Origin of the sequence: Cecembia calidifontis (assembly GCF_004216715.1) — a bacterium.
Taxonomy (GTDB): Bacteria; Bacteroidota; Bacteroidia; order Cytophagales; family Cyclobacteriaceae; genus Cecembia_A; species Cecembia_A calidifontis.
This window is the reverse complement of record NZ_SGXG01000001.1, coordinates 4,308,274-4,334,712: the sequence shown is the minus strand read 5'-3', so window position 1 is coordinate 4,334,712 and position 26,439 is coordinate 4,308,274. Positions and strand designations below refer to the sequence as shown.

Annotated in this window: 21 protein-coding genes; 13 read left to right on the top strand and 8 right to left on the bottom strand. The window is 41.4% G+C overall.

The genetic code is table 11. The annotated features are described in order from the left end of the window. The first annotated feature begins 100 nt into the window (after positions 1–100). The gene (locus tag BC751_RS18750) at positions 101–694 is read left to right on the top strand and encodes a riboflavin synthase (protein ID WP_130276958.1); all 594 of its coding nucleotides are present in this window, start codon (positions 101–103) and stop codon (positions 692–694) included. 430 nt (positions 695–1,124) lie between these two features. On the opposite strand, the gene BC751_RS18745 is transcribed toward BC751_RS18750, so the two are convergent. Further along, positions 1,125–1,925 (bottom strand): N-acetylmuramoyl-L-alanine amidase family protein, encoded by an 801-nt coding sequence (locus BC751_RS18745; RefSeq protein ID WP_130276957.1) that lies wholly within the window; start codon positions 1,923–1,925, stop codon positions 1,125–1,127. Positions 1,926–2,057: 132 nt separating this feature from the next. Between BC751_RS18745 and BC751_RS18740 the strand changes: the two genes are divergently transcribed. Beyond that, positions 2,058–4,760 carry a putative LPS assembly protein LptD gene (locus BC751_RS18740; RefSeq protein ID WP_242617538.1) on the top strand — a complete coding sequence of 901 codons (2,703 nt, stop codon included), beginning with the start codon at positions 2,058–2,060 and terminating at the stop codon, positions 4,758–4,760. A gap of 7 nt (positions 4,761–4,767) precedes the next feature. Here the strand turns inward: BC751_RS18740 and BC751_RS18735 are convergent, their stop codons facing one another. Next, positions 4,768–5,916, bottom strand: coding sequence for an acyltransferase family protein (locus tag BC751_RS18735; RefSeq protein WP_130276955.1), 1,149 nt, complete (start codon positions 5,914–5,916; stop codon positions 4,768–4,770). A 168-nt stretch (positions 5,917–6,084) separates the two neighbouring features. Here BC751_RS18735 and BC751_RS18730 point away from each other — a divergent pair, with 168 nt between their 5' ends. From BC751_RS18730 to BC751_RS18705, 6 genes are all read left to right on the top strand, one after another. Beyond that, positions 6,085–8,616 (top strand): family 20 glycosylhydrolase, encoded by a 2,532-nt coding sequence (locus BC751_RS18730; protein ID WP_130276954.1) that lies wholly within the window; start codon positions 6,085–6,087, stop codon positions 8,614–8,616. A gap of 165 nt (positions 8,617–8,781) precedes the next feature. Continuing rightward, a complete protein-coding gene (locus BC751_RS18725) occupies positions 8,782–9,861 on the top strand; it encodes an efflux RND transporter periplasmic adaptor subunit (RefSeq protein WP_130276953.1) in 1,080 nt (359 codons plus the stop codon). 2 nt (positions 9,862–9,863) lie between these two features. Then, positions 9,864–11,123, top strand: a complete 1,260-nt coding sequence (locus BC751_RS18720; RefSeq protein WP_130276952.1) for an ABC transporter permease — start codon at positions 9,864–9,866, stop codon at positions 11,121–11,123. 1 nt (position 11,124) lies between these two features. Next, positions 11,125–11,811, top strand: coding sequence for an ABC transporter ATP-binding protein (locus tag BC751_RS18715; protein WP_130276951.1), 687 nt, complete (start codon positions 11,125–11,127; stop codon positions 11,809–11,811). 13 nt (positions 11,812–11,824) lie between these two features. After that, positions 11,825–12,928, top strand: a complete 1,104-nt coding sequence (locus BC751_RS18710) for a serine hydrolase domain-containing protein (protein ID WP_130276950.1) — start codon at positions 11,825–11,827, stop codon at positions 12,926–12,928. Positions 12,929–12,979: 51 nt separating this feature from the next. Next, the gene (locus BC751_RS18705) at positions 12,980–14,398 is read left to right on the top strand and encodes a Glu/Leu/Phe/Val family dehydrogenase (RefSeq protein ID WP_130276949.1); all 1,419 of its coding nucleotides are present in this window, start codon (positions 12,980–12,982) and stop codon (positions 14,396–14,398) included. 47 nt (positions 14,399–14,445) lie between these two features. Here the strand turns inward: BC751_RS18705 and BC751_RS18700 are convergent, their stop codons facing one another. Then, positions 14,446–15,255, bottom strand: a complete 810-nt coding sequence (locus BC751_RS18700) for an alpha/beta fold hydrolase (RefSeq protein WP_130276948.1) — start codon at positions 15,253–15,255, stop codon at positions 14,446–14,448. A 225-nt stretch (positions 15,256–15,480) separates the two neighbouring features. Here BC751_RS18700 and BC751_RS18695 point away from each other — a divergent pair, with 225 nt between their 5' ends. The 5 genes from BC751_RS18695 to BC751_RS18675 all read left to right on the top strand — a co-directional run bounded on the left by BC751_RS18695 (position 15,481) and on the right by BC751_RS18675 (position 22,691). Next, complete coding sequence (locus BC751_RS18695; RefSeq protein ID WP_130276947.1) at positions 15,481–16,101, top strand: TetR/AcrR family transcriptional regulator; 621 nt, start codon at positions 15,481–15,483, stop codon at positions 16,099–16,101. Beyond that, positions 16,085–17,443: a TolC family protein gene (locus BC751_RS18690; protein ID WP_130276946.1), complete on the top strand. Its 1,359-nt coding sequence runs from the start codon at positions 16,085–16,087 to the stop codon at positions 17,441–17,443. Before BC751_RS18695 ends, BC751_RS18690 begins: the two co-directional genes overlap by 17 nt. Positions 17,444–17,473: 30 nt before the next feature. Then, positions 17,474–18,601 (top strand): efflux RND transporter periplasmic adaptor subunit, encoded by a 1,128-nt coding sequence (locus tag BC751_RS18685; RefSeq protein WP_130276945.1) that lies wholly within the window; start codon positions 17,474–17,476, stop codon positions 18,599–18,601. A gap of 14 nt (positions 18,602–18,615) precedes the next feature. Continuing rightward, on the top strand, positions 18,616–22,014 hold the full coding sequence (locus tag BC751_RS18680; RefSeq protein WP_130276944.1) for an efflux RND transporter permease subunit: 3,399 nt from the start codon (positions 18,616–18,618) through the stop codon (positions 22,012–22,014). Positions 22,015–22,190: 176 nt separating this feature from the next. After that, positions 22,191–22,691 carry a UpxY family transcription antiterminator gene (locus tag BC751_RS18675; protein ID WP_130276943.1) on the top strand — a complete coding sequence of 167 codons (501 nt, stop codon included), beginning with the start codon at positions 22,191–22,193 and terminating at the stop codon, positions 22,689–22,691. 9 nt (positions 22,692–22,700) lie between these two features. Here the strand turns inward: BC751_RS18675 and BC751_RS18670 are convergent, their stop codons facing one another. The 5 genes from BC751_RS18670 to BC751_RS18650 all read right to left on the bottom strand — a co-directional run bounded on the left by BC751_RS18670 (position 22,701) and on the right by BC751_RS18650 (position 26,438). Then, positions 22,701–23,408, bottom strand: a complete 708-nt coding sequence (locus BC751_RS18670) for a hypothetical protein (protein WP_130276942.1) — start codon at positions 23,406–23,408, stop codon at positions 22,701–22,703. Between the two features lie 61 nt (positions 23,409–23,469). Further along, entirely contained in the window at positions 23,470–23,673 is a 204-nt protein-coding gene (xseB, locus tag BC751_RS18665) for an exodeoxyribonuclease VII small subunit (protein WP_130276941.1), read from the bottom strand. Continuing rightward, the gene (gene xseA / locus BC751_RS18660; protein WP_130276940.1) at positions 23,663–24,979 is read right to left on the bottom strand and encodes an exodeoxyribonuclease VII large subunit; all 1,317 of its coding nucleotides are present in this window, start codon (positions 24,977–24,979) and stop codon (positions 23,663–23,665) included. Before xseA ends, xseB begins: the two co-directional genes overlap by 11 nt. Positions 24,980–25,083: 104 nt before the next feature. Beyond that, positions 25,084–25,941: a 4-hydroxy-tetrahydrodipicolinate synthase gene (gene dapA / locus BC751_RS18655; protein ID WP_130276939.1), complete on the bottom strand. Its 858-nt coding sequence runs from the start codon at positions 25,939–25,941 to the stop codon at positions 25,084–25,086. Then, complete coding sequence (locus tag BC751_RS18650) at positions 25,935–26,438, bottom strand: DUF6913 domain-containing protein (RefSeq protein ID WP_130276938.1); 504 nt, start codon at positions 26,436–26,438, stop codon at positions 25,935–25,937. Before BC751_RS18650 ends, dapA begins: the two co-directional genes overlap by 7 nt. Position 26,439: the final 1 nt, after the last annotated feature.

Sequence of the window (26,439 nt, the reverse complement as noted above, 5' to 3'; positions counted from 1 at the left end):
TTGATAAAGATGCGAAGTTAAGGGATTAATTGGCTTAAATTTGAGCAAAATTTATCTTCAGACAATTATCGTCTGACTTATTGCAATTTAAATTCAAAAAATGTTTACAGGCATCATTGAGACTTTAGGCACCGTGGTCAATGTAAAAAAGGAGGGTACCAACGTGCATTTTGATATCCAATCACCCATCACCCATGAATTGAAAATCGATCAATCTGTTGCCCATAACGGGGTTTGCCTTACGGTGGTAGCGATTGATGGGGATGTATACCGGGTAACAGCCATAGATGAGACTTTAAAAAAAACCAATCTGAAGTCATGGGCTGTTGGCAGGAAAGTCAATATTGAAAGGTGTATGCCTGCCAATGGAAGGTTTGATGGCCATATTGTTCAAGGCCATGTGGACCAAACCGGCAGGGTAGAAAATATCAAAGAGCAGGATGGTTCCTGGCTTTTTGATTTTTCTTTTGATCCCGGCAAAGGGAATATAACGGTTGAAAAAGGCTCCATCACTGTAAACGGTACCAGTCTAACCTGTTTCAATTCCAAAAATGGATCTTTTACCGTGGCCATTATCCCTTATACCTATGAGCACACCAATTTCCATGAACTGAAAGTGGGAGATGAGGTCAATTTGGAATTTGATATCATCGGAAAGTACATTCAGCGGATTATTCGGGGGTATGGAGAGTGATGGATTTTGAATGAAGAATGTTGAGTGAAGAATGAATTATGATGAGGTACTAGCGTTAAAAAAAGCTCCGGTAGAGCTTTTGGGTGAGGGCCCAGAGTGAAGAGTAGGAAAAAAAAGAGTGTGAAAATCCGGATTTCGAGATGGCATAGCTTTGAGGGTTGAGAAGCTTTTTTTTTGCAAAAAGGGTTTTTCAATTACAACGAGATACACAAAGAAGACACCGAGATACACAGAGAGGAGAGAATCAGGAGTGTTGAAAGTGTGGGAGTTTTGAAGTTTCGGTAGACCGTATTTGTAAAAGAAAAGGATTTTTTGAAGCAGGTGTGATCAGATTGAACCACAAAGCTTGTCCCGCCAGGCGGGATGAATAATGATGAACGCAGATAAGGAAAAAGCCTAGATGGGGCTTTTTTGGAATACCTCCTTGATTTTAAAGCTCTTCCAGTTCCTCTTTGTATGCCTTGATCGAACGGTAAATGGCTGAGGCGAGGTAAGTTTGGCCTTCTTTGCTGTTCAAAAATTTTTCTTCATTGGTATTGGAAATAAAGCCCAGCTCTACCAGGACGGAGGGCATACTGGTGGTCCACAGCACATAAAACGGTGCCTGCTTAACCCCTCTGCTGGAGCGGTTAACCCTTGTGCTGAAATCATTTTCGATTTTTGCGGCCAAAGATATACTATTGGAGATAAATGCCTTTTGCATGAGGTTGAACATCATGTAAGATTCAGGAGATGAAGGGTCAAAACCCTCATAATTTTCCTTGTAATTATCTTCCAATAGGATTACGGAATTTTCCCTTTTTACGATATCAAAGTTGGCTTCAAAGTTTTTGGTTCCCATCACAAAAGTTTCGGTTCCATAAACCCCTTTGTTGGCGGCGGCATTGCAATGGATAGAGATGAAAAGATCCGCCTTATTCCTGTTGGCAATATTGGACCTTTCCTTTAATTCCAGAAACACGTCTGATTTTCTGGTGTAAATGACTTCCACACCTGGAAGGTGTTCTTGTACATATTTGCCCACCTGCAGTGCCACAGCAAGGGCAATGTCCTTTTCTTTGCTGTAAGCGCCCAAAGCTCCGGGGTCTTTGCCGCCATGGCCGGCGTCTATTACAACACGCTTGAGTCTGTATTCCGGTGCTTTAGAACCGGTGGATGAAAAGCCACTTAGAAGAAAAAATGTAGTCAGTAACGAAATAGTAAGAATATTTTTAACTTTAAATCTTCTCATGCGTGTGAATACTATTAACTTTGCCCGCGTAAAATTTATAAATTTTTAAACAAATAGAAATAGTAAGTGCGTAATACTTGGATCTGTTTGCTCCTGATTCTAATTCCGCTCTGGTCCATTCCCCAGGGTGCTATGGCTCAAAAAAGAGGCCAAACTTCAGCGCCGGAACGAAGAATCGTTGCACCAGATACTGTTTTAAATCCCAACTCTTTGGTTCTTCCTGACCTGGATCCGCTTCAAGAAGTCCAGGACACAATCCCCAAAACAGATACCACCACTGTAGTTCCTCCCAAGAGCGATATCCAAACTACCATCAAATACTATGCTGAAGATAGTATCATTACGGATTTTACCCAGAACAGGGTTTACCTTTATAATGATGCCTGGTTCGAATACGGCAATATAAGGTTAGATGCTGATTTGATCATTATAGATTGGGATAAAAGTGAACTCTTTGCAACCGGAGTGACCGATAGCTTGGGGAATATCATCGGAAATCCCATTTTCAAGGAGGGAAATACCACTTATGAAATCCGCAAAGAGATGCGGTATAATTTCAAGAGCCAGAAAGCCATCATTAAAGATGTGGTCACCGAACAGCAGGATGGGCTTTTGCGCGGTACTACGATCAAAAAAGACCAGGATGGCAGTATTTATCTGGACCATGGGTACTACACCACCTGTAACCTGGCCACGCCCCACTGGCATATCAGTGCGGCCAAGATCAAATCCATCAGGGGCAAACAGGTCGTCACGGGACCTTTTAATCTCTATTTCAATAATATTCCCACGCCTGCTGGCCTGCCTTTTGGTATCATTCCAGATACTCCGGATGAGAAAGCTTCAGGAATTGTATTCCCTTCCTATGGACAGGAACAGGTCAGGGGATTTTTCCTGCGCAACTTTGGATATTACTTTGCTTTCAATGATTATATCCATACCCGTGTGACCGGGGATGTTTATTCACAGGGTGGATATGGTGCCAAAGCTGCCACCATTTATAAAAAAAGATACCGCTTTAATGGTTCTTTTGATCTGGATTACCAAAGATTCAAAAGTCCATTGACAGAGTTGAATCCTCTGGATTATAATACGGTCTGGGTAAGGTGGTCCCATCAACCTGAATCGCGAGGAAATTCCAGGTTTTCTGCTTCCGTCAATGCCGGTACGACCAATTACAACAATGTGGTCATCAATCCGACAAGTTTCATCACCAATGTCAATTCTGAATTTTCCTCCAACGTTTCCTACAGTAAAACTTTTCAGGGAACACCCTTCAGCATGTCTGCGAATTTGAGGCATTCCCAAAACGTGCAGACAGATGAAGTGAACCTTATTTTGCCGGATATTTCCGTTAACATGAACAGGCAAAATCCTTTTCAAAATGTAAAATTTGAGCCGCTTAAGACCTTTAACGTGGCCTGGAATTTTAACCTGCAAAATTCCATCAACAACAGGATTACCCCAAATTTTGGAGTGGAAAACAGTGTACTGCAACAAAATCAAGGTGTGACAGATTTTAATCAGCCCAATGTACTTCCCTTTAACCTGGCTAATCTGCCACAGCTTTTGGCGGATGCGGACAATGGAGCCAGAAATACCATACCTATTACTTCCAATTTTACTTTATTCAAATATTTTACAGGTACGGCTTCCATGAACCTCACGGAACTTTGGTACCTGGAAAGGATTAATTTTTTCTATAATCCGGCAGAAAACAGGGTAGATAAAATCCTCGAGCCAGGTTTTAATAGGGTGAGCTTTTATAATAGCTCATTCAATATGAACACCAATATTTACGGTTTTTACAATTTCAAGGGAAAGAAGAAAATTGAAGCTATCCGTCACCATATGCAGCCCTCCATTGGTTTTAATTACACACCGGATTTTTCTAATCCCGCTTTTGGCTATTACCAATGGGTCCAGGTGGATAGTTCAGGAAGGTCCCAGCTATTCTCCAGGCATCAGGGATTTATTTTTGGCGGTGCTCCACTGGGTGAGGCCAGGGCAATCAGTTTTAATTTGAGAAACGTGGTGGAGGCCAAAATCAGAGGGGATGAGGAATCAGGAGATGGAAAATCGAAAAAAATTCCTTTGTTGCAGTCTTTGAACCTGTCAACCAATTATAATTTCGCCGCAGATTCATTCAATCTCGCGCCTCTCAATTTCAACACCAGGACTTCGTTTTTTGAAGATAAAGTATCGGTCAACTTTTCCGGGAATATTGACCCCTATGCCAGGAGGCAATCCCTGAATAGCCAAGGGCAATTGATAGAGAGAAGGGTAAATCAATTTGCCTGGACTGCAGGGCAGGGGATAGGTACCTTGCGCTCGCTTCAAATGAACATCAATGGTAGCTTAAATCCAAGTAGGAATGGCAGATCCCCTGGGGAGGTAAGGGAACAAATTACAAATGACTTCTTACAACAGGGAGGAATTATGAATGAATTTGTGGAAGAAGAAATCAACAGGATAGTGAATGATCCTTCCCAATATATTGATTGGGATATTCCATGGAATCTTGGATTTGGATACAATATTGCCTATTCCCGCTCACAAAACGGTCAGACCAACATTACTTCTGCCGTCAATATCAATGGGGATGTGAAGATTTCTGATAAATGGAAAATCAATTTTAACGGTGGTTATGATTTTAGAACCGCCCAAATTACCCAAACCATGATCGGAATTGCCAGGGACTTACATTGCTGGCAAATGAACGTCAATTGGATTCCATTTGGGCGGTTCACGTCTTATAATGTGGATATCAGGGTCAAATCATCGATTCTCCAAGACTTGAAAGTTTCCCGAAGAAGGTCGTTCTTCGACAGGTAAGACCCTGTCAGACTTTGATGTAGATTTTTTTCTTGTCCATCCAAAGTCCGATCAGCCAGATTAACAACATGTAGGTAATGGAGAATAGCAGTGAAGCATCCTTGGGACTTAGCCAACTTGTAAAAAGATTTTCGTAGATGATTGCCTTCAAGGTGTTTTCTCCGATCCAAATATTGTACATAAGAGTAATTACAACACCGGATAATATATAAAGTATCAATGGATTCCTACCAAAAACTTCCAAGGGATAGGTCCAGTTTCTTTTTTGCCAAACCTCGATCACAAGCACCAGGAATGCCATGAGGAGCAGGTCTAACCCGACTGTTAAAAGTACATAGGGACTTGTCCATATTTTTTTGTTGATAGGGAACCCCATGTCCCAGATCAGGCATACAACAATCAATCCGATGCCCCAGATAATCAGGTTTTTCACGGTTTTGCTGTTATTGCCCCATTGCTGAATAGCTTTTCCGGCAAAATAGCCTGCAATTACATTGACCACCGATGGAAAGGTACTCAGGATGCCTTCGGGTTCAAAAGGGATGCCTTCTCCCATATACAGATATTTGGCTCCGATTAACCATAAATCCAATTTCAAAACAGCATTTCCTGCCAAAGAATAAGGGTCTTCTGCATCTCCGAAGTAATACAATACGCCCCAATAGGCCAGTAGCGTAACCACACTGAAAATAATGGCACCACGCTTTCCAAAATAATATAAAATGAGTGAGGCCAACATGTAACAAAGCGCTATTCTTTGAAGGACTCCCAATAAGCGTACTTCCAGCCAATTGATCATGGTATACCCTGTTTCAGGGCTGTAATCCACAAAAGGAAAGGCGTTCAGCAACCATCCGATGATGAATATCAGAAATGTTCTTTTGAATACTTTCTTAAGGAAGGGACCTTGTTCCATTTGTTCGAGCTTCTTCATACTGAAACTCATAGCATTGCCTACCACAAATAGGAAAGTAGGGAATACAAGGTCGGTAATGGTAAATCCATGCCAATCCGCATGCATGAATGGGGCATACATATGGGACCAGCTACCAGGGGTATTCACTATTACCATCAGCGCAATGGTAAGTCCCCTCAATACATCGAGGGCTAAATATCTTTCCTGTAATGGAACTCCTAAAGGCGTTTGTTGAGACATAGTGGTTTTGGGTTATGTTAAATATTGTTTTGGGTGAATTAACTTCCTCGAAAATTTAAGAAAAGAATTTGATAATAAAATATTTTTTTGGTTAAAAGCTGGCGGTTTTTATTCGGATTGCCTAACTTAATAGACTTGTAATTCTCTGCTCCTCAAATTATTGTGCCGATGTTGCGACCCTTTCTTTCAATCTTTCTTGTTTTATCCTTTCTTGGATGCGTTTCCGAAGTCAAGCACGTCAATCCGGATGAAATCCATTTGCACTGGGAGTTATTGGATAATAAGGTTGATCCCAGGCCCTCCCATCAGGCAAAATTCACTTTGGCCAATAAGGGGAAGTATGAGATGTTACCCAATTGGGAGATTTATTTCAATACCATTTTTTTGTCCCTTCAGCCCGAAATCCTTTCCGGTGAGGTAGAGATTGAACAATTGTCAGGTGATTTTTTCAGGATGCGGCCCAAGAAAGAATTTCCTGTGTTGAAGCCAGGGGATCAATATGAAATAATTTACCAATCCGGGAATTTTCTGACAAAGAACAGCCATGTTCCGGATGGTGTGTACATTGTTTTTGGGGAGCAGGAAGTGGGTTATGTTTTAGAGAACTATTCCACCAAAGCCTTTACGCTGGAAGACCAATTGAAAGCTGTCGACGGGAAACCCTTTCCCATTCCTACAGCAGCTTATTTGTTTGAGCAAAACATAAATACAAGACTCCTTGATCCAAAAAGCATCAGTCCCTTTTTGCCCAGTCCCAAAGCTTACCAATGGAAAGAAGGTGATTTGGTCTTAAAGGGCGATGTGGGGATAGATGCCGGGGCTTTTCAGGATGCAACCGAATTTTTTGCAAAGCAGCTGAGTCCCTATTTTCAGGTGAAAATCCAAGAAGGAAATTCTAATCCTGCGGCAATAAAGGTAAGGAAAAGCAAGACCGATTTGGGCAAAGAAGGGTATAGGCTTGATGTGGGAGAGCAAATTGTCATAGAAGCTTCCCAAGAGCAAGGGGCTTTTTATGCATTTCAGTCGCTTTTGGCCCTACTTCCGGTGGATTTTTTTGAAGGGAACCAAACTGAACTCCGCTTTAACAAAATTTCCATTCAAGATGCCCCAAGATTTGAGCACAGAGGCTTGTTCTTAGATGTAGCCAGGAATTTTCAGACTAAAAAAGCGGTACTCAAACTCTTGGACCTGATGGCATTTTATAAGTTGAATGTGTTCCATTTGAACCTTGCCAATGATGAGGGATGGAGGATTGAGATTCCAGGGTTACCCGAACTCACCGAAGTAGGCAGCAAAAGAGGACATTCCAAAGAAGAAAAAGACTTCCTTTGGCCCTATTATGGATCTGGACCTGACAAAGATCTATCTCCCAACGGCTCCGGATTTTACACAGTGGAAGATTTCAAGGAAATACTCCGGTATGCCAAGGAAAGGCATATTGAGGTAATTCCTGAAATAGGGGTTCCTGCACATTCCAGGGCTGCTATTCTTGCCATGAGAAAAAGATATCAAACTAAGATGGCAGCAGGGGATGAAGCTGGTGCAAGGGAATTTTTATTGGAGGATTTTGGGGACCAATCGGTATATCTATCTGCCCAGAATTTTAGAGGAAATACCATCTGTATCTGCCAGGAGTCTGCATTTACCTTTTATGAAAAAGTAATAGATGAAATTCTGGCCATGTATGCAGCATCGGGTGTTCCCATACAGACCTTTCATACAGGAGGGGATGAGGTTCCCCGGGGGGTATGGGAAGGTTCTCCAATCTGTCAAAAATTCATTGCCGAACATGCAGATCTTCGGCATGTGCATGATCTGCCCAATTATTTTTATACCAGAATCAGTAAAATGTTCCAAGAAAAAGGAATTCAAACGGCAGGCTGGGAAGAAATAGGTCAGATGGAGGTAGAGGAAAAGGGCAAAAGAACCGCCCGCCCTAACCCTGTATTTGCAGATGCGGGCTTCAGGGTGTATGCCTGGAATGCGGTGGCAGGCTGGGGAGGTGAAGATATGGCTTACCAACTGGCCAATGCCGGATATGAAGTGATTATCTGTAATTCTTCCAATATTTACTTCGACCTGGCTTATAACCTCGATCCCGATGAACCAGGTCATGAGTGGTCAGGTTATGTGGATCTCAAAGCTGCCTGGCGGATGGTTCCCTTGAATAATTTTATTTCCAATGATACAGATATGTATGGAAATCCTATTGACCATAAAGTCCTGGCAAAAGGAAAGGCAAAACTATCAGCTGAAGGGAAGAAAAATATCAAAGGAATTCAAGGGCAACTGTGGACTGAAACAGTAAAAGGTCAGCAGATGATGGAATATTATTTATTGCCCAAAATGTTGGGGCTGGTGGAAAGGGCCTGGGCACCGGATCCGGCCTGGACATCCATGGAAGATGATGCCAAAAGGTTAAAAGCCAGGGAAGAGGATTGGAACCGATTTGCCAATGTAGTGGGGCAAAAAGAACTTCCAAGATTGGATTATTTGTTTGGGGGGGTCAATACCCGGCTACCCAAACCAGGGATTTTGATCAAAGACGGATATCTTTTCGCCAATGTGGAAACCCCTGGCCTGCTGATCCGCTATACAGATGATGGATCGGAACCAAAAGCAGATTCACCGGTCTATATATCTGAATTGCCCTATAATCAAAACATTAAACTTAAAGTGTTTACTTCTTCCACCAAGTAATAACATGTTGAAGTCCTCAGGTCCTTTAGGGGACAGGTTAAAATTTTGATTTTGACTTAGGTTAGGACAATGTTTTGGTTTAGAAATTTGCGTGCAATTAATGTCCGTCAAAACTATTTTTTTTCTCCAATACAAATTAAATTAGCTTCAATCAAACCAAGCACCATGAGATTACAGGTTCCTGCCTTATTTTTTTTGATCCTTTTCCAATTTTCATGTGGCCAAAAGGAAGAAACAGTCTATCCACAAAAAGAAAATATTTCCGAATCTGTTTTTGCTTCGGGTCTGATAAAGGCAAAAGATCAGTACCGTGCATTTGCCAATACTTCGGGGATATTAAAAGAAATTTATGTAAAAGAAGGAGATCGGGTAAATTCCGGTGATGTGATTCTGGAAATTACCAATGAAACCGCCCGTCTGAACAGGGAAACCGCTGAACTTGTACGTGCTTATGCAGACCGCAGGGAGAATCTTGCCAAATTGAAAGACATGGAGATCAATATCGAATTGGCAAAGAGCAGGTATGAAAATGATTCCATCTTGCTGGAAAGGCAAAAGAAATTATGGGCACAGGGAATTGGAAAAGCGGTGGACCTCGAGCAAAGGGAATTGGGTTTTCAAAACTCGAAGACCCTCTTTAACTCTTCCAAGCTAAGGTATGAGGATCTAAAAAGGGAAATTGATTTTAATGAAAAAAATGCCAGCAAAAGCTTGGCACTGTCCAAGTCTCTGGAAAGCGATCTGTTCTTAAAAAGTAAAGTCAACGGGAAGGTATATGCCCTATTGGTAGAAAAAGGTGAAATGGTCAATCCCCAGACTCCCCTTGCGATCATAGGCAATGAGGATGAGTTCCTTTTGGAAATGCAGGTGGATGAGTATGATATAGTAAAAGTCAAAATTGGACAAAAAATCATGGTCACGATGGACAGCTACCGCGGGGAAGTATTTGAAGCCAAAGTGACAAAAATTAATCCCATTATGGATGAGCGGAACAAAAGCTTTACTGTAGAAGGGGAATTTGTTAAGAGGCCGGAAACCTTGTATCCCAACCTCAACTTTGAAGCAAATATCCTCATACAGTCCAAAGAAAATGTATTGACCATTCCCAGGGCCTTCCTTTTGAAGGAAAAATTTGTGATAGGAAGTAGAGGCGATACTATTCCTGTGGAAACAGGTATCAAAGGTTTTCAGAAAGTAGAAATCCTCAGCGGTATTGATGAAAGCACCCAACTCAAAAAACCATAACCATGAGGTTTGCTCTGATTGTTGAGATAGCGAAGGCATTGATGATGGCGAGGATCAAGCAGACCATGGTGGCAGCTGTAGGGGTGACGTTCAGTATCACGATGTTTATTGCTTTGTTAGGCTTCATGAATGGATTGAATGATTTATTGGATGGCCTGATTTTAAACAGGACTGCCCATGTCCGATTTTATAATGATATCAAACCAAATGAAGAGCAGCCGATAAGCTTATCTGAAGAATTCAAAGGTTTTTACAATATTGTCCGCTCCGTAAAGCCTTCTGTCAGCAGGGTAAGTATTCACAATAATCAAGCGATTATCCGCACACTCAAAGAAGATAAGAGGATTTTAGGTGTTGCTTCAAAAATTGCTGTTCAGGCTTTTTTCAATGTGGGCAACGTAGATATTCCGGCGGTTTTAAATGGTATTGAAGTCGAAGAGGAGAACCGTCTTTTTGCTTTCAGTGATTATGTGGTTTCGGGCAACTTCATGGACCTGCATTACACTTCCAATAGTATTATTCTCGGTAAGGGGGCAGCGGACAAAATGATGGCTGAAATCGGCGATTATGTACAGGTCACTACCGCTCAGGGAAACAGGTTGCTGTTAAAGGTAGTGGGTTATTATCAGTCAGGAATTGGGGAATTGGACAATTTACAATCCTATGTGTCTTTGGCCACTGCTCAAAAAATGTTGGGGGAGACCTCTTCTTACATTACTGATATTCAGGTCAAATTGTATGATCTTGATTTGTCGCCTGCCCTGGCCAAGGAATACCGGTCCATGTTTGGAATTGATGCTGATGACATTCAGACAGTAAATGCCCAGTTTGAGACCGGTTCAAATGTTCGGTCCCTGATCAGTTATGCAGTAGGAATCACTTTGTTGGTAGTCTCTGGCTTTGGAATCTATAATATCCTGAACATGATGATTTATGAAAAAATGGACACCATTGCCATACTAAAGGCCATAGGGTTTTCGGGCAAAGATGTCAGGAATGTTTTTATAAGTATTGCAGTTTCAATTGGGTTTTTTGGGGGGCTTATGGGATTATTTTTTGGTTTTTTGGCTTGTCTGGGTATAGAAAGAATCCCCTTTGAAACAGAAGCATTGCCTACCATTAAGACGTATCCCGTAAATTTTAACCCCAAATATTATGTGATTGGGGCGGTATTTAGTTTGGTAACTACCTACTTTGCCGGCTTTTTTCCTTCACTAAAGGCAAGCAGGGTAGATCCAGTTGAAATCATTCGCGGAAAATGATATGGAAGTTAGGAAAGCTATTGAAGGACGGAAAATCAATAAATTCTTTTACAGTCCCAGTAAAACCCAGGTGCTGATAGACATTACCTTAACTGTCAATAAAGGGGAATTTGTGTCTATAATGGGGAAGTCAGGATGCGGAAAGTCAACCTTACTTTATATTCTTTCCACCATGGATACAGATTACGAAGGGGAATTGTACCTGGATGATAAATTGATCACTGGAGAATCTTCAGATTACCTATCCCATTTAAGAAATGAAAAGATAGGCTTTGTTTTTCAGTTTCATTATTTGATCAATGAGTTCACAGTATTGGAAAATGTGATGATACCGGGGCTTAAACTCAATCAAAAATCAAGGGAAGAGCTGGAGCATATCGCCATGGAAAAACTGAAGATTTTCAGTATGGAGACTCATGCCCTAAAAAAGGCCAACCAATTGTCAGGTGGTCAAAAACAAAGGGTGTCAATAGCCAGGGCTTTGATCAACAATCCTTTGATCGTTATGAGTGATGAACCAACAGGCAATCTTGATAAAAAGAATTCAGATTTGGTTTTAGGGATATTTAAGGAACTTGTGCAGGATTTTCATCAGACAATATTGATGGTTACCCATGATCATGATATGGCGTCAAAAACTGACCGCACCATTTTGATGGAGGATGGAATGATTATTTCTCATGGGTAAAAAAAATGTGATTATGCTTCCAAGACTTCGAATTCTGGTTTTTGTTTTTCTTTTGGGCGTACTTTCTTGTTCTGAAAGTGAAGAACCCACGAGTGGCCCTTCCAACCTTTATTTCCCACCTATATCGGGCAATAATTGGGAGAGATTGGATCCTAAAGAGCTCAATTGGAACTTACAGGAACTTGATAAACTTGATGATCTGCTGGAGGCCAATGGCACAAGGGCATTTATCCTGTTGAAAAAGGGGAAAATTGTACGAGAAGTATATTTTGGCAGGAGGATTGCGAATAATTTGCCTTTTGATCAAAACTCCCAATGGTATTGGGCTTCAGCAGGTAAAACTCTTACTGCCTTTTTGATCGGAATGGCCCAAGAGGAAGGGAAACTTTTATTGACAGATCCAAGTACCGATTATTTGGGAGCAGGCTGGACATCCATGACCCGGGAACAAGAAAAAAAAATCACCATTTGGCATCAACTAACCATGACCACCGGTTTGGATGACAGGGTGCAGGATAAAGATGACTTTTCTCCAGAAAATCTAAAATATTTGGCTGAACCCGGTAGCCGGTGGGCTTATCATAATGCGCCCTATACTTTGTTGGATAAGGTCTTGGAAGGGGCCACCGGCAGTAATTTGAACCAATACTATCGCCAAAAACTGGGAGAAAAAATCGGGATGACCGGTACTTGGCAAAAATTAGGGTACAATAATGTTTTTTTCAGTGATGCCAGGTCCATGGCGAGGTTTGGCTTATTGGTTTTGGCCAAAGGAGAATGGGCAGGTGAAAAAATACTTAGGGATGAAAAATATTTCAGGGAAATGGTAAACTCTTCTCAAAACCTTAATGAGGGTTACGGATATTTATGGTGGCTCAATAAGAAAAGTACTTTTATGGTGCCCTACCTCCAAGTGCGGATTCCCGGATCTTTTGCCCCCAATGCACCATCAGACATGATCTGCGGATTGGGGAAAGACGGGCAATATGTGTGTGTTGTACCTTCGATGGATTTGGTTTTGGTGAGGTTAGGCACCAATCCGGATGATGCTGCAGTTCCCTTTACTTTTTTGGACGACATTTGGAAAACCCTGAGAAATATCATTCCGTCATCATAAGGGAATTCTTAAAATGATTTGTAACTTAGTTGACAACCAAAATAAATTTTTATGAGCAATAAAGCAGCCTACAGCCTGTTTGATGATGTTTGTGGTTTTGTGGATGAAGCGGCAAAGCACTTGGATATACATCCCGGATTATTGGAACAGATCAAGCAGTGCAACAGTATCTACAAATTTAACTTTCCCTTGAAAAACGATGATGGTACTTATGAGGTAATTACAGGCTTCAGAATACAGCACTCCCATCATAAGTTGCCGGTAAAAGGCGGTATTCGTTACAGTACGCATGTTGATGAAGAAGAAGTGAAGGGATTGGCCGCCCTGATGACTTATAAATGTGCCCTGGTCAATGTACCTTTTGGTGGTGCAAAAGGTGGTGTCAGCATAGACCCGAGTAAATTTACGGAGTCCCAACTGGAAAGAATCACCCGCCGCTATACAGCTGAATTGATTAAAAAGAAATTTATTGGCCCTGCTTTGGATGTTCCAGCGCCTGATTATGGGACCGGGGCCAGGGAGATGGCCTGGATTGTGGATACTTTTGAGGCATTCAATCCGGAGCTGATCAATGCCAAGGGCTGTGTCACAGGCAAGCCTCTTTCCCAGCATGGAATAGATGGAAGGACAGAAGCTACAGGCCAAGGGGTATATTTCGGCATCAGGGAAGCAGTAAGTGTGGAAGAAGATATGGCGGAATTAGGCTTAAGCACTGGATTGAAAGGGAAAAAGGTGATTGTCCAAGGGCTTGGAAATGTGGGCTATTATTCAGCCAAGTATATTTCAGAGGCCGGCGCCAAAGTGGTTGGGGTGGCTGAGTGGAATGGAGGGATCTGGGACGAGCAGGGGATCAATATTGAAGAACTGAAGGCTTACCAAATGAAGCATATAGGATTTAAGGGATATCCCAAAGGCGAGTTTATTGAAAACAGCAAGGACCTGTTGACCTATCCCTGTGATATCTTGATTCCGGCTGCATTGGAAAATCAAATAACCAAGGAGAACGCTGATAAAATCCAGGCCAAAATTATTGGAGAAGCAGCCAATGGACCGGTAACCCATGAAGCAGAAAGGATTCTTTTGAAAAAGGGGATTATGGTTATTCCAGATATGTACCTGAATGCCGGAGGTGTAACGGTTTCTTATTTTGAGTGGTTGAAAAACCTTTCCAGGGTTTCTTTTGGAAAACTGGAAAAGCGGTATGATATGGAAAAATATAGGAAGCTGCTTGGGACCATAGAAAATGCCACAGGAGAGGAATTTACAGATGAAGAAAAGGAATCATTGATCAGGGGGGCATCTGAGCGGGATTTGGTGCTTTCAGGCTTGGAGGAGACCATGGTGACTGCTTACCATGCCATGAACCAAAAAAGAAAAGAGAAAAATATCAAAAACTTAAGGACAGCGGGATTTATATTGGCCCTGGAGCGGATTTCCAGGAGTTATATGGATTTGGGGATTTTTCCATAAAACTGAGTGGTATGCCATTTTATCCGGAAGCGTCAAAAAAACTGGTTTCAGTTGTTTGACGCTTCTTGTTTTTGAAGGTAGGTTGCGGTTTCTTCAATAAGGGTATTGTGACCGCATTCAAGTTCCAGCCTCTGAAGATGGGCAATTTTTGAACTGAATTTTTTTAGGTTTTCAGTAGTTATCATCATGTCAAATTTTCCCGTCACGAGGGTTATGGGGGTTTGATTGATCCTGATCATTTTTATTATGCTTCCGAGGTCCGGCTTGAGGGGTTTGAATACATTCCAGGTAAAGTACACTTGTGCCCTAAGTGTACGGGTTGACATTTGGGATTGAACAAATTTCATCAAAGAGCTTTGAAGCAGCCCCATGCTGTTCAAAACCTGCATGGTTTTGAAAAACCTTTTGGGATGAAAGACCACATGTTTGAACAGGCGGTTAAGAACGCCCGGAAATGTAGCCATATTGTACCAAAAGCCTGTTTTGATTCCGTCAGGTGCCATCAGAAGAAGGGATTTGACATGGCAAGGGAAAATCTCAAAAGTGATCAGTGCAAATTTTCCACCCATGCTGTATCCCACGAGATGAAATTTGTCAATGCCTTCTTTTTCCCTAAGCTGAAGTATTATTTCTCTCCAGATTTCTTTGGTTAGCTTTTGTTTGACGGATTTCCAGCTGCTTTGTCCATGGTAAAACATATCGAATACCAAAAAGCAATCCCCTTCCTTTCTTAAAGCCAGGAATGGATCATAGGCCCTCATGTTTTGGCCAAATCCATGGAATAATAAAAAATAATTTTTTCCATGGCCATGCTTTTGATAGGCCAGGTGCCCAAATGAGGTTTCCAAAAACTCCATGATCAAAATTAAAATAAATGATGCCTAAAGTTAATACCTATTGAATTTAGATTTCATACAATTTCAATTTGCAGAATAAAAAATTGAAATATATTGAAAATCAGTATTAAGATATACTTAGTTTTTTGTTTTTGTCTTGTTTTGCAAATTTAATTTCATAAAAAACTCAAGAAACTTTGAACTTTCGTAAAGTTTCCTGAGTTTTGCATCCAAATTATGATTGGCTTGGAAAATAGAGAAAAAATTATTGAGACAGCGAAGGAGCAGTTTATGCGTTTTGGGGTAAGGTCTGTGACCATGGATGATATCGCAAGGATGGCCGGAATGTCCAAAAAGACGATCTATCAGGAATTTTCTGACAAAAACCAGCTGGTGTTTGAATCTTTTTCTTCAGCCTTGAATGAAGATATTCATAGCCTTGAAAACCTCCCCAAAATTAATGATGGGGTGATAGAGCATTTGGTGGGTCTTACGGCACATATTAGAAGGAGGTTTGCAGATATGAACCCTCTGGTTTTGAATGAAATACAGCGTTATTTTCCCCAGTGTTGGCAATTATTTGAAGAGTTCAAGAAAGAACATGTTCTAAAGGAAATTACTGAGCTCTTGGAGAAGGGAATAGAAGAGGGGTATTTCAGGCCTGAAATCAATACGGAAGTAATGGCCTTATTACGGATGGAGCAAATGATGATGATTTTTGACCCGGTCAAATTTCCCCTGTCCAAGTTCAACCCGGTAGAACTACAATTAGAAATATTTGAACATTTCCTTTATGGGATTTTTACCGAAAAAGGAAGAGAAGCTTACCTAAACCAAAAGAAACAGTACAATGAAAACCACAATTAAGATGCTATTTAGGATTCCCATTGTCCTGATGGCTATTTTGTCTCCTTTACATCTCAGCGCCCAAAAGGTGGTTGAATTGTCATTGGAAGAGAGCATAAGATATGCCCTTGAGAACAATGTGGATGCTAAAAATGCCCAATTGGAAACATTGATCGCAAAGGCCACGGTGATTGAAAGGCGGTCCCAAGGGCTTCCCCAGATCAATGGCAATGTTGATTTTACCTATAATGCTGCAATTCCTGTGGTATTTTTTCCCAATGAAGGCCCTTTTGCAGACCCTAATTCTGAACTGGATGTAGTTCCATTGCGGTTTGGAGTGCCTTTAACTTCCACGGTAGCTGTACAGGCCACCCAGATGATCTTTGATGGATCTTATTTTGTCGGCCTTCAGGCAGCAAAAACCTATAAAATGTTGACAGAATACGATCGGTTGAAATCGGAAATTGATGTCAAGGAAAGGGTGAAGAAGGCTTATCTTTCGGTTTTGATCAACGACCAAAGAAGGCAATTGATAGAGGCTAACCTCAATAGGTTAGAGAGCCTATTGACCGAAACCAATGCACTGTTTGAGGCGGGTTTTGTAGAGAAAATCGATGTTTCAAGAATCAAAGTCCAAAGAAATAACATCAAGACTGAATTGGATAAAATCATTGCCGCCACTGCCATCAGTGTCGAACTCTTGAAAATTCAGATAGGGCTTCCTTCTGACCATTTCATTTATCTGACACAGACTTTGGATGAATTGAATGATCTTACAGATATACAAAGTCTGATGGAACTTGAGGGTTCAAGACGTGTAGAACTGGATCAGATCAGGACCAATATTGACCTGGTAAAACTCGATTTAAAGAATAACACCGTCCAATATATACCCCGATTATCGGCCTTTGCCACCTATCAGAGAAATGCAGCTGCACAGCAGTTTGGTACTTTAATGGAGAATGAAAGATGGTTTACCGGTGCATTTATAGGGGGGTCTTTGTCCATTCCGATTTTTGATGGCTTATCAAAAAGTGCCAGAATCCAACAAAACAGGGTTCAGATCAAGCAATTGGAAAATCAGGAAAGATTCATTCAGGATAATATTCAACTCGAAAAATTCCAGTCCAGGGTAAATTTGAAAAACAGTCTTGCGGCTCTGGAAGTACAGGCAGAGAATATGGAACTTGCCAAAGAGGTGTTCAGGATGGCAAGGATCAAATACGAGGAAGGGGTAGGCTCCAACCTGGAGGTAGTGGAGGCGGACTCTGCCCTTAAGGAAGCAGAAACCAATTACTTTACTGCCTTGTATGACGCACTGATTGCCAAAGTGGATCTCGAAAAAGCACTCGGAATTCTATAACCAATTATTAAGAAAAACATCACAAAACATATGAAAACAAATTTTCAATTTTTAATCATTGCCATCCTTGTGTTGGTAGCCTCTTGTGGCGAAAAAGATGAATTGGCTGCCAAGAAGCAAGAACTGGCCAAAATGAAAAAAGAAGCCTCTGATTTACGACTGGCCATTGAAAATCTGGAAAAAGAAATAGCAAGCTTAGATCCTGAATTTGGCAGGCAAAACAGGAAATCAGTCCTTATTTCTACTGTAAAGCCTCAGGTGGGGTATTTTGAGCATTTTATTGATGTCACAGGTTCAGTCCTTTCCAAGAAAAATGTAAGCATCAGTGGTGAAGTTTCCGGCAGGGTACAGGAAATATTGGCGATTGAAGGTATGCGGGTTACAAAAGGACAGGTTTTGGCAAGAATAGATGCTGAAGCCATACAAAGAAATATTGAGGAAGTTGAGAAACAACTTGAGTTGGCCGCAGTGGTATTTGAAAAACAGCAGCGGTTGTGGCAGCAGCAAATCGGGACCGAGTTACAGTATCTGGAAGCTAAAAACAGAAAAGAGACCTTGGAAAAGAGCTTGGCCTCTCTGAAAACACAGGAATCCAGGACTGCTGTAAGGGCACCTTTCAATGGCACAGTCGAAACAGTATTGGTTAGGTTAGGGGAATTGGTACAACCTGGCACTCCTATGTTCCAGTTTGTTGGTGAGAGTGATCTGTTTATCGAGGCAGATGTTTCTGAAAGGTACGTGGGAATAGTAAACAGGGGGGATTCCGTAGAAATCAGCTTTCCTTCCATCAATCAGACCCTCAATACCAAAGTATCTGCTGTTGGATCTATTATCAACCCCAATAACAGGACTTTTAAAGTGGAAGTATTTTTACCCACTATTCCCAATGTAAAGCCTAACATGATTTCTGTGCTCAAAATCAAGGATTATGAAAACCCAAAGGCTGTTATGATTCCCAATTACCTGATTTTACAGGATACTAAAGGAGATTATGTCTTCACAGTAGATGAAAATCTAAGTAAAAAGCGCTACATCAAAAGGGGTAGGACTTATAAAGAACTTGCTGAAATTGTGCAAGGACTGGATGGTTCCGAAATCTTGGTAGACAAAGGTTTTAGGGAAGTTGGGGATAATTTCAATGTTAACATCGCACAGTAATTTTTTTGTGAAAAATGGAAGATAAACAAAAAGGAATCGTCCGGGAGTTTGGGCTGAGCTCACTATCGGTCAACAATCAAACTTCTGTGGTCATATTGGTGGTGATCATCACCATTCTGGGTATCCTGGCGTATAGGACTATGCCGAAGGAAAGCTTCCCGGAAATCGTCATACCGACGGTGTATGTGGGTACGGCTTATCCCGGAAATTCACCCGTGGATATGGAAAACCTGATTACCAGGCCCATAGAAAAGGAGTTGAAATCCATCAACAATGTGAAGAGCATCAAGTCTACTTCCGTTCAGGATTTTTCTTCTGTGGTGATTGAATTCAATCCAGGAGTGGAGATTTCGAAGGCCATTCAGGATGTCAAAGATGCGGTGGATAAAGCCAAAAGTGAATTGCCAACTGACCTGGATCAGGATCCGGATGTCATTGAGGTCAATACTTCAGATTTCCCGATCATGAACGTCAATCTTTCGGGTAATTTTTCGGAAGAGGAGCTGAAAAAATTTGGGGAATACCTGGAGGACGAGATCGAAAAGTTGCCTGAGGTTTCCAAAGCTGAACTGAGGGGAACGGTAGAAAGGGAAATCCGCATCGATGCAGACATTTTCAAGATGGAGGCCAATGGGGTTTCTTTCAGTGATATTTCCGATGCAGTTTCTCAGGAAAACGTGACTATTTCAGGGGGTAATATTCTCGCTGGTGATTTCAGAAAGGCGATTAGGATCACTGGGGAATTTAGGAACCCTGAGGAACTGAAAGACATCATCATCAAGACAGAAAACAATAAAATTGTTTACCTGTCGGATGTTGCGGAGGTAAGGGATACTTTTAAAGAAAGGGTAAGTTATGCCCGAAGCAATAAAAACCCTGTTGTCACTGTCAATGTGGTGAAAAGGTCGGGAGAAAACCTGCTGGATGCTTCGGATAAGATTAAAGATATCATAGATAGGGCAAAGAGAGACAGGTTCCCCGAAGGTTTGGAGGTTTCTATTACCAATGACCAATCCAAGACCACCCGCTCTCAGGTCAATGACCTGGAAAATAGTATTATCTTCGGGGTGATTCTCGTGGTATTGGTATTGATGTTCTTCTTGGGGTTCCGCAATGCCCTTTTCGTAGGGGTAGCTATCCCGCTTTCTATGTTCATTTCTTTCTTGGTATTGAATTCTTTGGGTATTACGCTTAACCTGATGGTGCTCTTTGCCCTGATTCTGGCGCTGGGGATGTTGGTGGACAATGGTATTGTTGTGGTGGAGAACATTTACCGGTTGATGCAGGAAGGTAAATCTGCCGTCAGGGCTGCCAAAGAGGGCGTGGGTGAAGTGGCCTGGCCTATTATAACCTCTACAGCGACTACTTTGGCTGCATTTATGCCGCTGGCATTTTGGGATGATATTATCGGGGAGTTTATGAAATACCTCCCTATTACTTTGATAATCGTTTTGTCCTCTTCTTTGTTTGTGGCCTTGGTGGTCAATCCTGTTCTGACCTCTCTATATATGAAAGTGCAGGATGTGGACGTGATCAAGCCAAAGAGGAAAAATCTCCTGGTGGCACTGGTATTTGCAGTCATGGCCATCATCAGCTACCTCGCTGGATGGTGGGCTTTCGGAAATCTATTTTCGATTGCTGCGGTATTGACTGTATTCAATGTGTTTGTTTTAAGGGCTGCCATCCGATGGTTTCAGAACGTTTTCTTGGTTTTTCTGGAAAACCTGTATGAAAAGACACTTAAGTTTGCGCTGAGAGGTTGGAATCCCTATTTCTTTTTGACCGGAACAGTATTCTTGTTGATACTTTCTGTAGGACTCCTTATTGTGAGGGCCCCTAAAGTATTGTTCTTCCCTGACAACCAACCTGCTTTGGTCAATGTGTTTATTGAAAATCCGATCGGTACTGACACCGAAGCGACCAATACTTTTATGCTGAATATGGAAGATGAGTTGTTTGAGGTATTGAGGCCTTATAATAACATCATCGAGTCTATCATTACCCAGGTAGGTGAAGGTACCGGCGATCAGTCCGCAGGACCTAGCATAGCCAATACGCCTCACAAAGCAAAAGTGACGATCAGCTTTGTAGAATACCAGTTCCGAAATGGAATAAATACCAACAGGGTAATGGAAGATATCCGGGATCTGGTGGAAAAATACCCCGGAGTTCTGATTACCGTGGATAAGCAACGTGCCGGACCGCCTGTTGGTAAAGCCATTAACATCGAGGTCAGCGGGGAGGATTTTGAAAAACTGATAGATTATGTGGGTGACTTCAGAGAATACCTGGCAAGTGCCAATATTCCTGGAATCGAGGAACTAAAAACAGATCTGGAATTGGGTAGTCCTGAGGTGGTTTTGAACATTGACAGGGAAAAAGCCAGAAGATTTGGCCTTTCTACGGTGACCATTGCCAATGAACTGAGAACAGCGATTTTTGGTCTTGAAGTATCCAAGTACAAAGAAGGTGAGGATGATTATCCAATTCAACTTCGATTGAAAGATGAGTATAGGTATGACCTTTCTTCACTGATCAACAAGAAGATCAGTTTCAGGGATAAATTGGGTAATAAAAAGATTGTTCCTATTTCCGCGGTCGCAGATTTACAATATGGATCCACTTATGGCTCAGTGAGAAGAAAGGACCTTGAAAAAGTCATCACGATTTTCTCCAACGTGACGGATGGATACAATGCTACTGAGATCAATAATGAGTTGAAAGACTTGGTGGCCAACTATGAAATCCCTGATGGTATAACGGTAAAATTTACAGGGGAACAGGAAGAACAGGCCAAATCTACTGCCTTCCTGGCAAGGGCCTTGTTTATTGCCGTTTCCGTTATCTTCTTGATTATTGTCGCACAGTTCAATTCAGTGACCACTCCATTTATCATTATGGCCTCTGTGGTTCTGAGTACCATTGGGGTGTTTCTAGGGCTTGTGATATTCAATATGGATTTCGTAGTGATTATGACAGGGATAGGAATCATTTCCCTTGCAGGGGTGGTGGTTAACAATGCGATTGTATTGATAGATTACACTAACCTTGTCAGGGAAAGAAGAAGAAAAGAATTGAATACGCCTGAAGGAGAGTATTTGCCTTTTGATGAACTTTTGAACAGTATTATTCAAGGGGGTAAGACCAGGCTGAGGCCGGTATTGCTTACTGCTATCACGACAGTATTGGGCTTAGTACCTTTGGCAATAGGTATGAACATTAATTTCGGAAGTTTGCTGAGTTCTTTTGATCCAGAATTCTTTGTGGGAGGGGATAATGCAGACTTCTGGGGTCCAATGGCTTGGACCGTAATATTTGGGCTAACCTTTGCGACCTTTTTAACGTTAGTAATTGTACCTGTCATGTATTTGCTGGCAGATAAATTAAACATGTTGATTCGCAGAGTGAAATAGCATGATTAAGTAAAGGTTGGTGGTTTTTAAATGTGTAAACCCTTGGGATAATATTCCAAGGGTTTTTTATTTTTCAGCGGATTTTCGGCAAAGGATTAAGAAATTTTAAGGCAGGAAAGAATTTTTAGGTTTTGATTATTGTTAAATTTGAGGATTGTAAAAAAGAAAGATTTTTCATGGCCGAATTAAGTTGGTACGTGTTGTACACCAGTTCCAGAGCAGAAAAAAAAGTAGCCCAAAGGTTACAGGAAAAAGGGCTTGAGGTCTTTTTGCCTATGATTGAAGAATTGCGCCAATGGTCGGACAGGAAGAAGAAAGTCCAGAAAGCTTTATTCAATGGCTATCTTTTTGTTAAGACCAACAGGAATCAACTTTGGGAAGCACTCCAGGTTCCTGGAGCTGTAAAATTTGTTCATTTTGCAGGAGAGCATGCTACCGTGAGACAGGAAGAAATAGATACCATTAAGAGGATTTTGGAAACAGGTGTTGCGGTAGAAACAGACAATTCCGAAATTGAAGAAGGTCAGCAGGTCCGTATTTTGGGCGGCCCACTTCAGGGAATGGAAGGAGAATGTGTCAATAAAGGCAATAAGGACTATTTTATCATTCGTATCCCCGGTATCCATCAAAGCATGCTGATCAATATTCCGAGGAAGTTTTTGGAAGTGTTAGTTTGATCGTAAAATTCATTGGTTGCTTTTTACCAGCTGATTGAGGTATTTCCTTACAATTATCTGTAATTGAAAGGGGATGTCATTTTGGGTATGGGTTGAAGTATTTCCATCAATCTTATCTGTAAAGGTTATCATAACAGTTCCTTCCAGAGAGATGTCCCAAAAATCTGCAGCTTTGAAATTAAGTCCTCCCCTAAACGGGATATAAGGGGTCAATATTTCTGATCTGAATTCCGGTGCCTGATCTTCCATTGAAAATTTTTGTTGGGTAGCACTTAAGAGGACGCCAAATCCCAGTCCTGTATATACATTGAATTCTGGCCTGATCATATGATGATAATCAGGTAAAAGATTGAAATAAGGCATCACATCGATGAAAAAAATATTGCCCCTGAAGGAAACGGCATCTTCATTATTTTTCCATCTTTCGACTAATGAGGGGAGAGGTTTGTCCCAGCTACTGATCCCCTGGATTCCTCCTGTTGTACGGAATGCCATATGGGGTGATAGTCTTTTATCATAAACCAAAGAAAAAGAAGGTCTCCATTTGAAATTGAAGATACTGTATTGGCCTCCGTTGTCGGCATATTTAAAAGAAGGCCCTAAGCCAAATCCAAAAGAATTTTCCCTTCGGTTTTTTTCCCTGAAAAAATTCTGTGCGGATGAATGGAAAGATAAAATGATTACAAGAGTGCCAGTCAACAACAAAAGCCTTTTCATTTAAAACAGTTTAATTCTTATTGGTTTACGATTTAAGGATAAGATGGGAAATACATCTGAATTAACTCTCTTCCTCCAGATTGAGGGCTTTGTTGATTTCCTCCTCAGTCATTCTCAGTTTACCTTTACATTGCTTGACCAGTTCAGCGGCCTCCTTCACCAATTCGGAAAGTTCATCCATTCCTTTTTCGCCTGATTCCAGCACCTGTAAAATTTCTTCAATTCTGCCAATTGCTTTGTCGTAACTGAAGTCCTTATTTTCCATATTTTTCAATTTTTTCAATTTTACTTTCAATTTTCATAACTCCGGAGTAAGTACTCATTATATCTCCGGTTTTTGGTCTCATTTTATGTACAGGTACTCCTGAAATCTCGGATCTTGTGTAACCCATTTCAAAAAAACGGTCGGGGTTCAGCCTGCCAAGGTCGGTTTGTAATCTTTCCAGTTTTTCCTTTTCCATTTTAACCCTGATCCTTCCTGCTTTTTGCAGGGAAACGAGCTGGTTTTCAAGCGAGATTTTATTTACCGTCAGCTGCTTTTGGGAAAGGGTTTTGATCTGTTTGAGGATAAAACTTAGTTTTTCGCCCGATCGGTGAATCAAAGTCCCTGACAATTTACCCAGTTTGTTTTCCAAATCCCTCAATTTTCTTTCTTCCCAGCCCCAAATTTGCGCGGCGTTTCTTTCAATTTGTTTCCATAAGAGTTCCAGATTGTCTTCAAACTCTCTGAATCCTGAAAGGATAAATTCAGCCGTTGCGGTCGGGGTTTTCATCTTGGTATGGGCCACCAAGTCAGCGATGGTCTCATCTCTTTCATGTCCAATGCCGGTAATGACAGGCAGCTCGCTTTTTGCTATTTCAATGGCTAATCGGTAATCATCAAAACAATCCAAATCCAACTGTGAGCCTCCACCTCTGATGAGGACAATGGCATCAAAGGGATGTTTCTGATGTGCTTCATGAACTGATTTTAAAGCCTGTATGATTGTTTCCGCTGCCTCCACCCCTTGAAGAGTAGCCTGAAAAAGCCGGTGGTGTACCTGATAGCCAAAACGGTTATTCTTGATCTGATTGACAAAGTCCCCATAACCGGCCGCTGTAGAGGATGAGATTACCGCGATTTTTTGGGGTACTGCCGGAAGTTTAAACCTTTTGTTGAATTCCAACATTCCTTCTCTTGCCAGCCTGTCTATTATCTCCTGTCTTATCCTTGCCCTCTCCCCAAGTGTGTAATTTGGGTCAATTTCCTTAACATTCAGGCTGATCCCATAAACCTCGTGGAATGTAACTGAAACCTGGGCCAAGATTTTCATACCTGATTTTAAATCCTGTCCGGTAACTGACTTAAAGCGTGAAGCCAGGCTTCTATAAGTATAGGACCAGATGGTTGCCCTGATTTTTGCAGCAATCTGATTGCCCTCTTTTTCGACTAACTCCAGATAGGCATGACCTTGCCTGGCATGGTTGATCTCTGCGATTTCAGCAACAACCCAATAGGTAGGGGCTAGCTGTATATCCAAAGTTTCTTTGATCAGCTGGTTGAGTTCTAAAAGTGAAATGGCCTCATGCATGCGGAAAAATAATCATGAAAAATGGAGAAAGAAACAGAAATTTCCTTTTGGTACAAAAAAAGCCTTTCAATGTAGAAAGGCCCTATATTCTTACAGCATCAATATTAGCGGGGCATATATTTCCTGATTCTTTCTTTCAGGTTTTCGGAACCTTTGACTAAAGGAAGTCTTACCGTTTCCCCACATAATCCCAATTCCTGCATAAGGTACTTCAATCCCACAGGATTCCCTTCTTCGTACATCATAGGATTTACATCCAAAAGTTTAAATGCAGCTTTTTTTGCTGTATCATAGTCAGCATGTGAGATCTCCCTGAATATTTCAGGATAGGCATTGGCAAGTACTGAAATCACTCCATGACCACCAATTACCCTTAAGGAAGGTGTTAAAATATCATCCCCTGAGATGATGAGGAAATCAGAAGGTACCTTGGCTGCAATTCTCATGCATTGGGATAAGTCACCGCTGGCCTCTTTGATACCTATGATATTGGGGTGTTTGGACAGTTCCACTGTGGTCTGGTAGGTCAGGTTGGACATGGTCCTGCCTGGCACATTGTACAATATAACAGGCACTGGACAAGCATCTGCAATGGCTTGGTAGTGGGCTATGATGCCGGCCTGGGAAGGTTTATTGTAATAAGGGCTTACCGAAAGGATGGCGTCCACTCCTGCAAAGTCTGTGGTCCTGATTTCATCCAGGATTGCCTGGGTATTATTTCCTCCTATACCATATACGATTGGAATTCTTCCAGCAGTATATTCAATGGATGCTTTGAGAACGGCTCTTTTTTCTTCCCTGGACAATGTGGCGGTTTCACCCGTAGTACCCTGCACCACCAAATAATCAGATCCTCCCTTGATGACGTGGTCGATTACTCTTTTTAAACCTTCATAATCTATTGAAAAATCGTCATTAAATGGGGTGATTAAGGCTACACCTGTGCCATGAAATTTTAACATGCCTCTTGTATTTTATGTAAATAATTGATCAACTGATAAATATTTTTTTCCAAATCTCCCTCTCCGTACTGCAACATCAAGTCCAGATAGGGTTCATTTTCTTCTGTATAAAAGCCCAAATTGAAATTACATTTATTTGAGAGCAGCAAATAACGCAAATATGGATTAAGGTGTAAAGATGGGACCAAAATTATATCCAACTTTTCAGTCATAAATGCATTGAAATATGCTGTTGGGTTTCCCAGAAGGTCGAAATGCTTGTAAGACATACTGTCTACTGGCTGATCCTTATTTTCTTCATAATAAAACCCGATGACCCTTACTTTATATCCCCATAGTTGGCGTACGGTTTCTTTGGTGAGCTCAAAATCAGCAGAGGAGGCAGCAATAATGCCTATGGTTTTTATTTCCTGTGGAATCCTTACATCCTTTGCTTTGAGCATATGAAGTTTTGCATTTACCTGCCTTTTTACCATCCAATCTTTAATCCACTTCATT

Coding starts and splice junctions, on each gene's coding strand:
- BC751_RS18700 (WP_130276948.1), bottom strand. CDS start 15,255: ATGGAGTTTTTGGAAACCTCATTTGGGCACCTGGCCTATCAAAAGCAT.
- BC751_RS18710 (WP_130276950.1), top strand. CDS start 11,825: ATGCTTCCAAGACTTCGAATTCTGGTTTTTGTTTTTCTTTTGGGCGTA.
- BC751_RS18750 (WP_130276958.1), top strand. CDS start 101: ATGTTTACAGGCATCATTGAGACTTTAGGCACCGTGGTCAATGTAAAA.
- BC751_RS18685 (WP_130276945.1), top strand. CDS start 17,474: ATGAAAACAAATTTTCAATTTTTAATCATTGCCATCCTTGTGTTGGTA.
- BC751_RS18725 (WP_130276953.1), top strand. CDS start 8,782: ATGAGATTACAGGTTCCTGCCTTATTTTTTTTGATCCTTTTCCAATTT.
- BC751_RS18730 (WP_130276954.1), top strand. CDS start 6,085: ATGTTGCGACCCTTTCTTTCAATCTTTCTTGTTTTATCCTTTCTTGGA.
- BC751_RS18690 (WP_130276946.1), top strand. CDS start 16,085: ATGAAAACCACAATTAAGATGCTATTTAGGATTCCCATTGTCCTGATG.
- xseA (WP_130276940.1), bottom strand. CDS start 24,979: ATGCATGAGGCCATTTCACTTTTAGAACTCAACCAGCTGATCAAAGAA.
- BC751_RS18735 (WP_130276955.1), bottom strand. CDS start 5,916: ATGTCTCAACAAACGCCTTTAGGAGTTCCATTACAGGAAAGATATTTA.
- BC751_RS18675 (WP_130276943.1), top strand. CDS start 22,191: ATGGCCGAATTAAGTTGGTACGTGTTGTACACCAGTTCCAGAGCAGAA.
- dapA (WP_130276939.1), bottom strand. CDS start 25,941: ATGTTAAAATTTCATGGCACAGGTGTAGCCTTAATCACCCCATTTAAT.
- BC751_RS18650 (WP_130276938.1), bottom strand. CDS start 26,438: ATGAAGTGGATTAAAGATTGGATGGTAAAAAGGCAGGTAAATGCAAAA.
- BC751_RS18715 (WP_130276951.1), top strand. CDS start 11,125: ATGGAAGTTAGGAAAGCTATTGAAGGACGGAAAATCAATAAATTCTTT.
- BC751_RS18680 (WP_130276944.1), top strand. CDS start 18,616: ATGGAAGATAAACAAAAAGGAATCGTCCGGGAGTTTGGGCTGAGCTCA.
- BC751_RS18745 (WP_130276957.1), bottom strand. CDS start 1,925: ATGAGAAGATTTAAAGTTAAAAATATTCTTACTATTTCGTTACTGACT.
- BC751_RS18740 (WP_242617538.1), top strand. CDS start 2,058: ATGGCTCAAAAAAGAGGCCAAACTTCAGCGCCGGAACGAAGAATCGTT.
- BC751_RS18705 (WP_130276949.1), top strand. CDS start 12,980: ATGAGCAATAAAGCAGCCTACAGCCTGTTTGATGATGTTTGTGGTTTT.
- BC751_RS18720 (WP_130276952.1), top strand. CDS start 9,864: ATGAGGTTTGCTCTGATTGTTGAGATAGCGAAGGCATTGATGATGGCG.
- BC751_RS18670 (WP_130276942.1), bottom strand. CDS start 23,408: ATGAAAAGGCTTTTGTTGTTGACTGGCACTCTTGTAATCATTTTATCT.
- xseB (WP_130276941.1), bottom strand. CDS start 23,673: ATGGAAAATAAGGACTTCAGTTACGACAAAGCAATTGGCAGAATTGAA.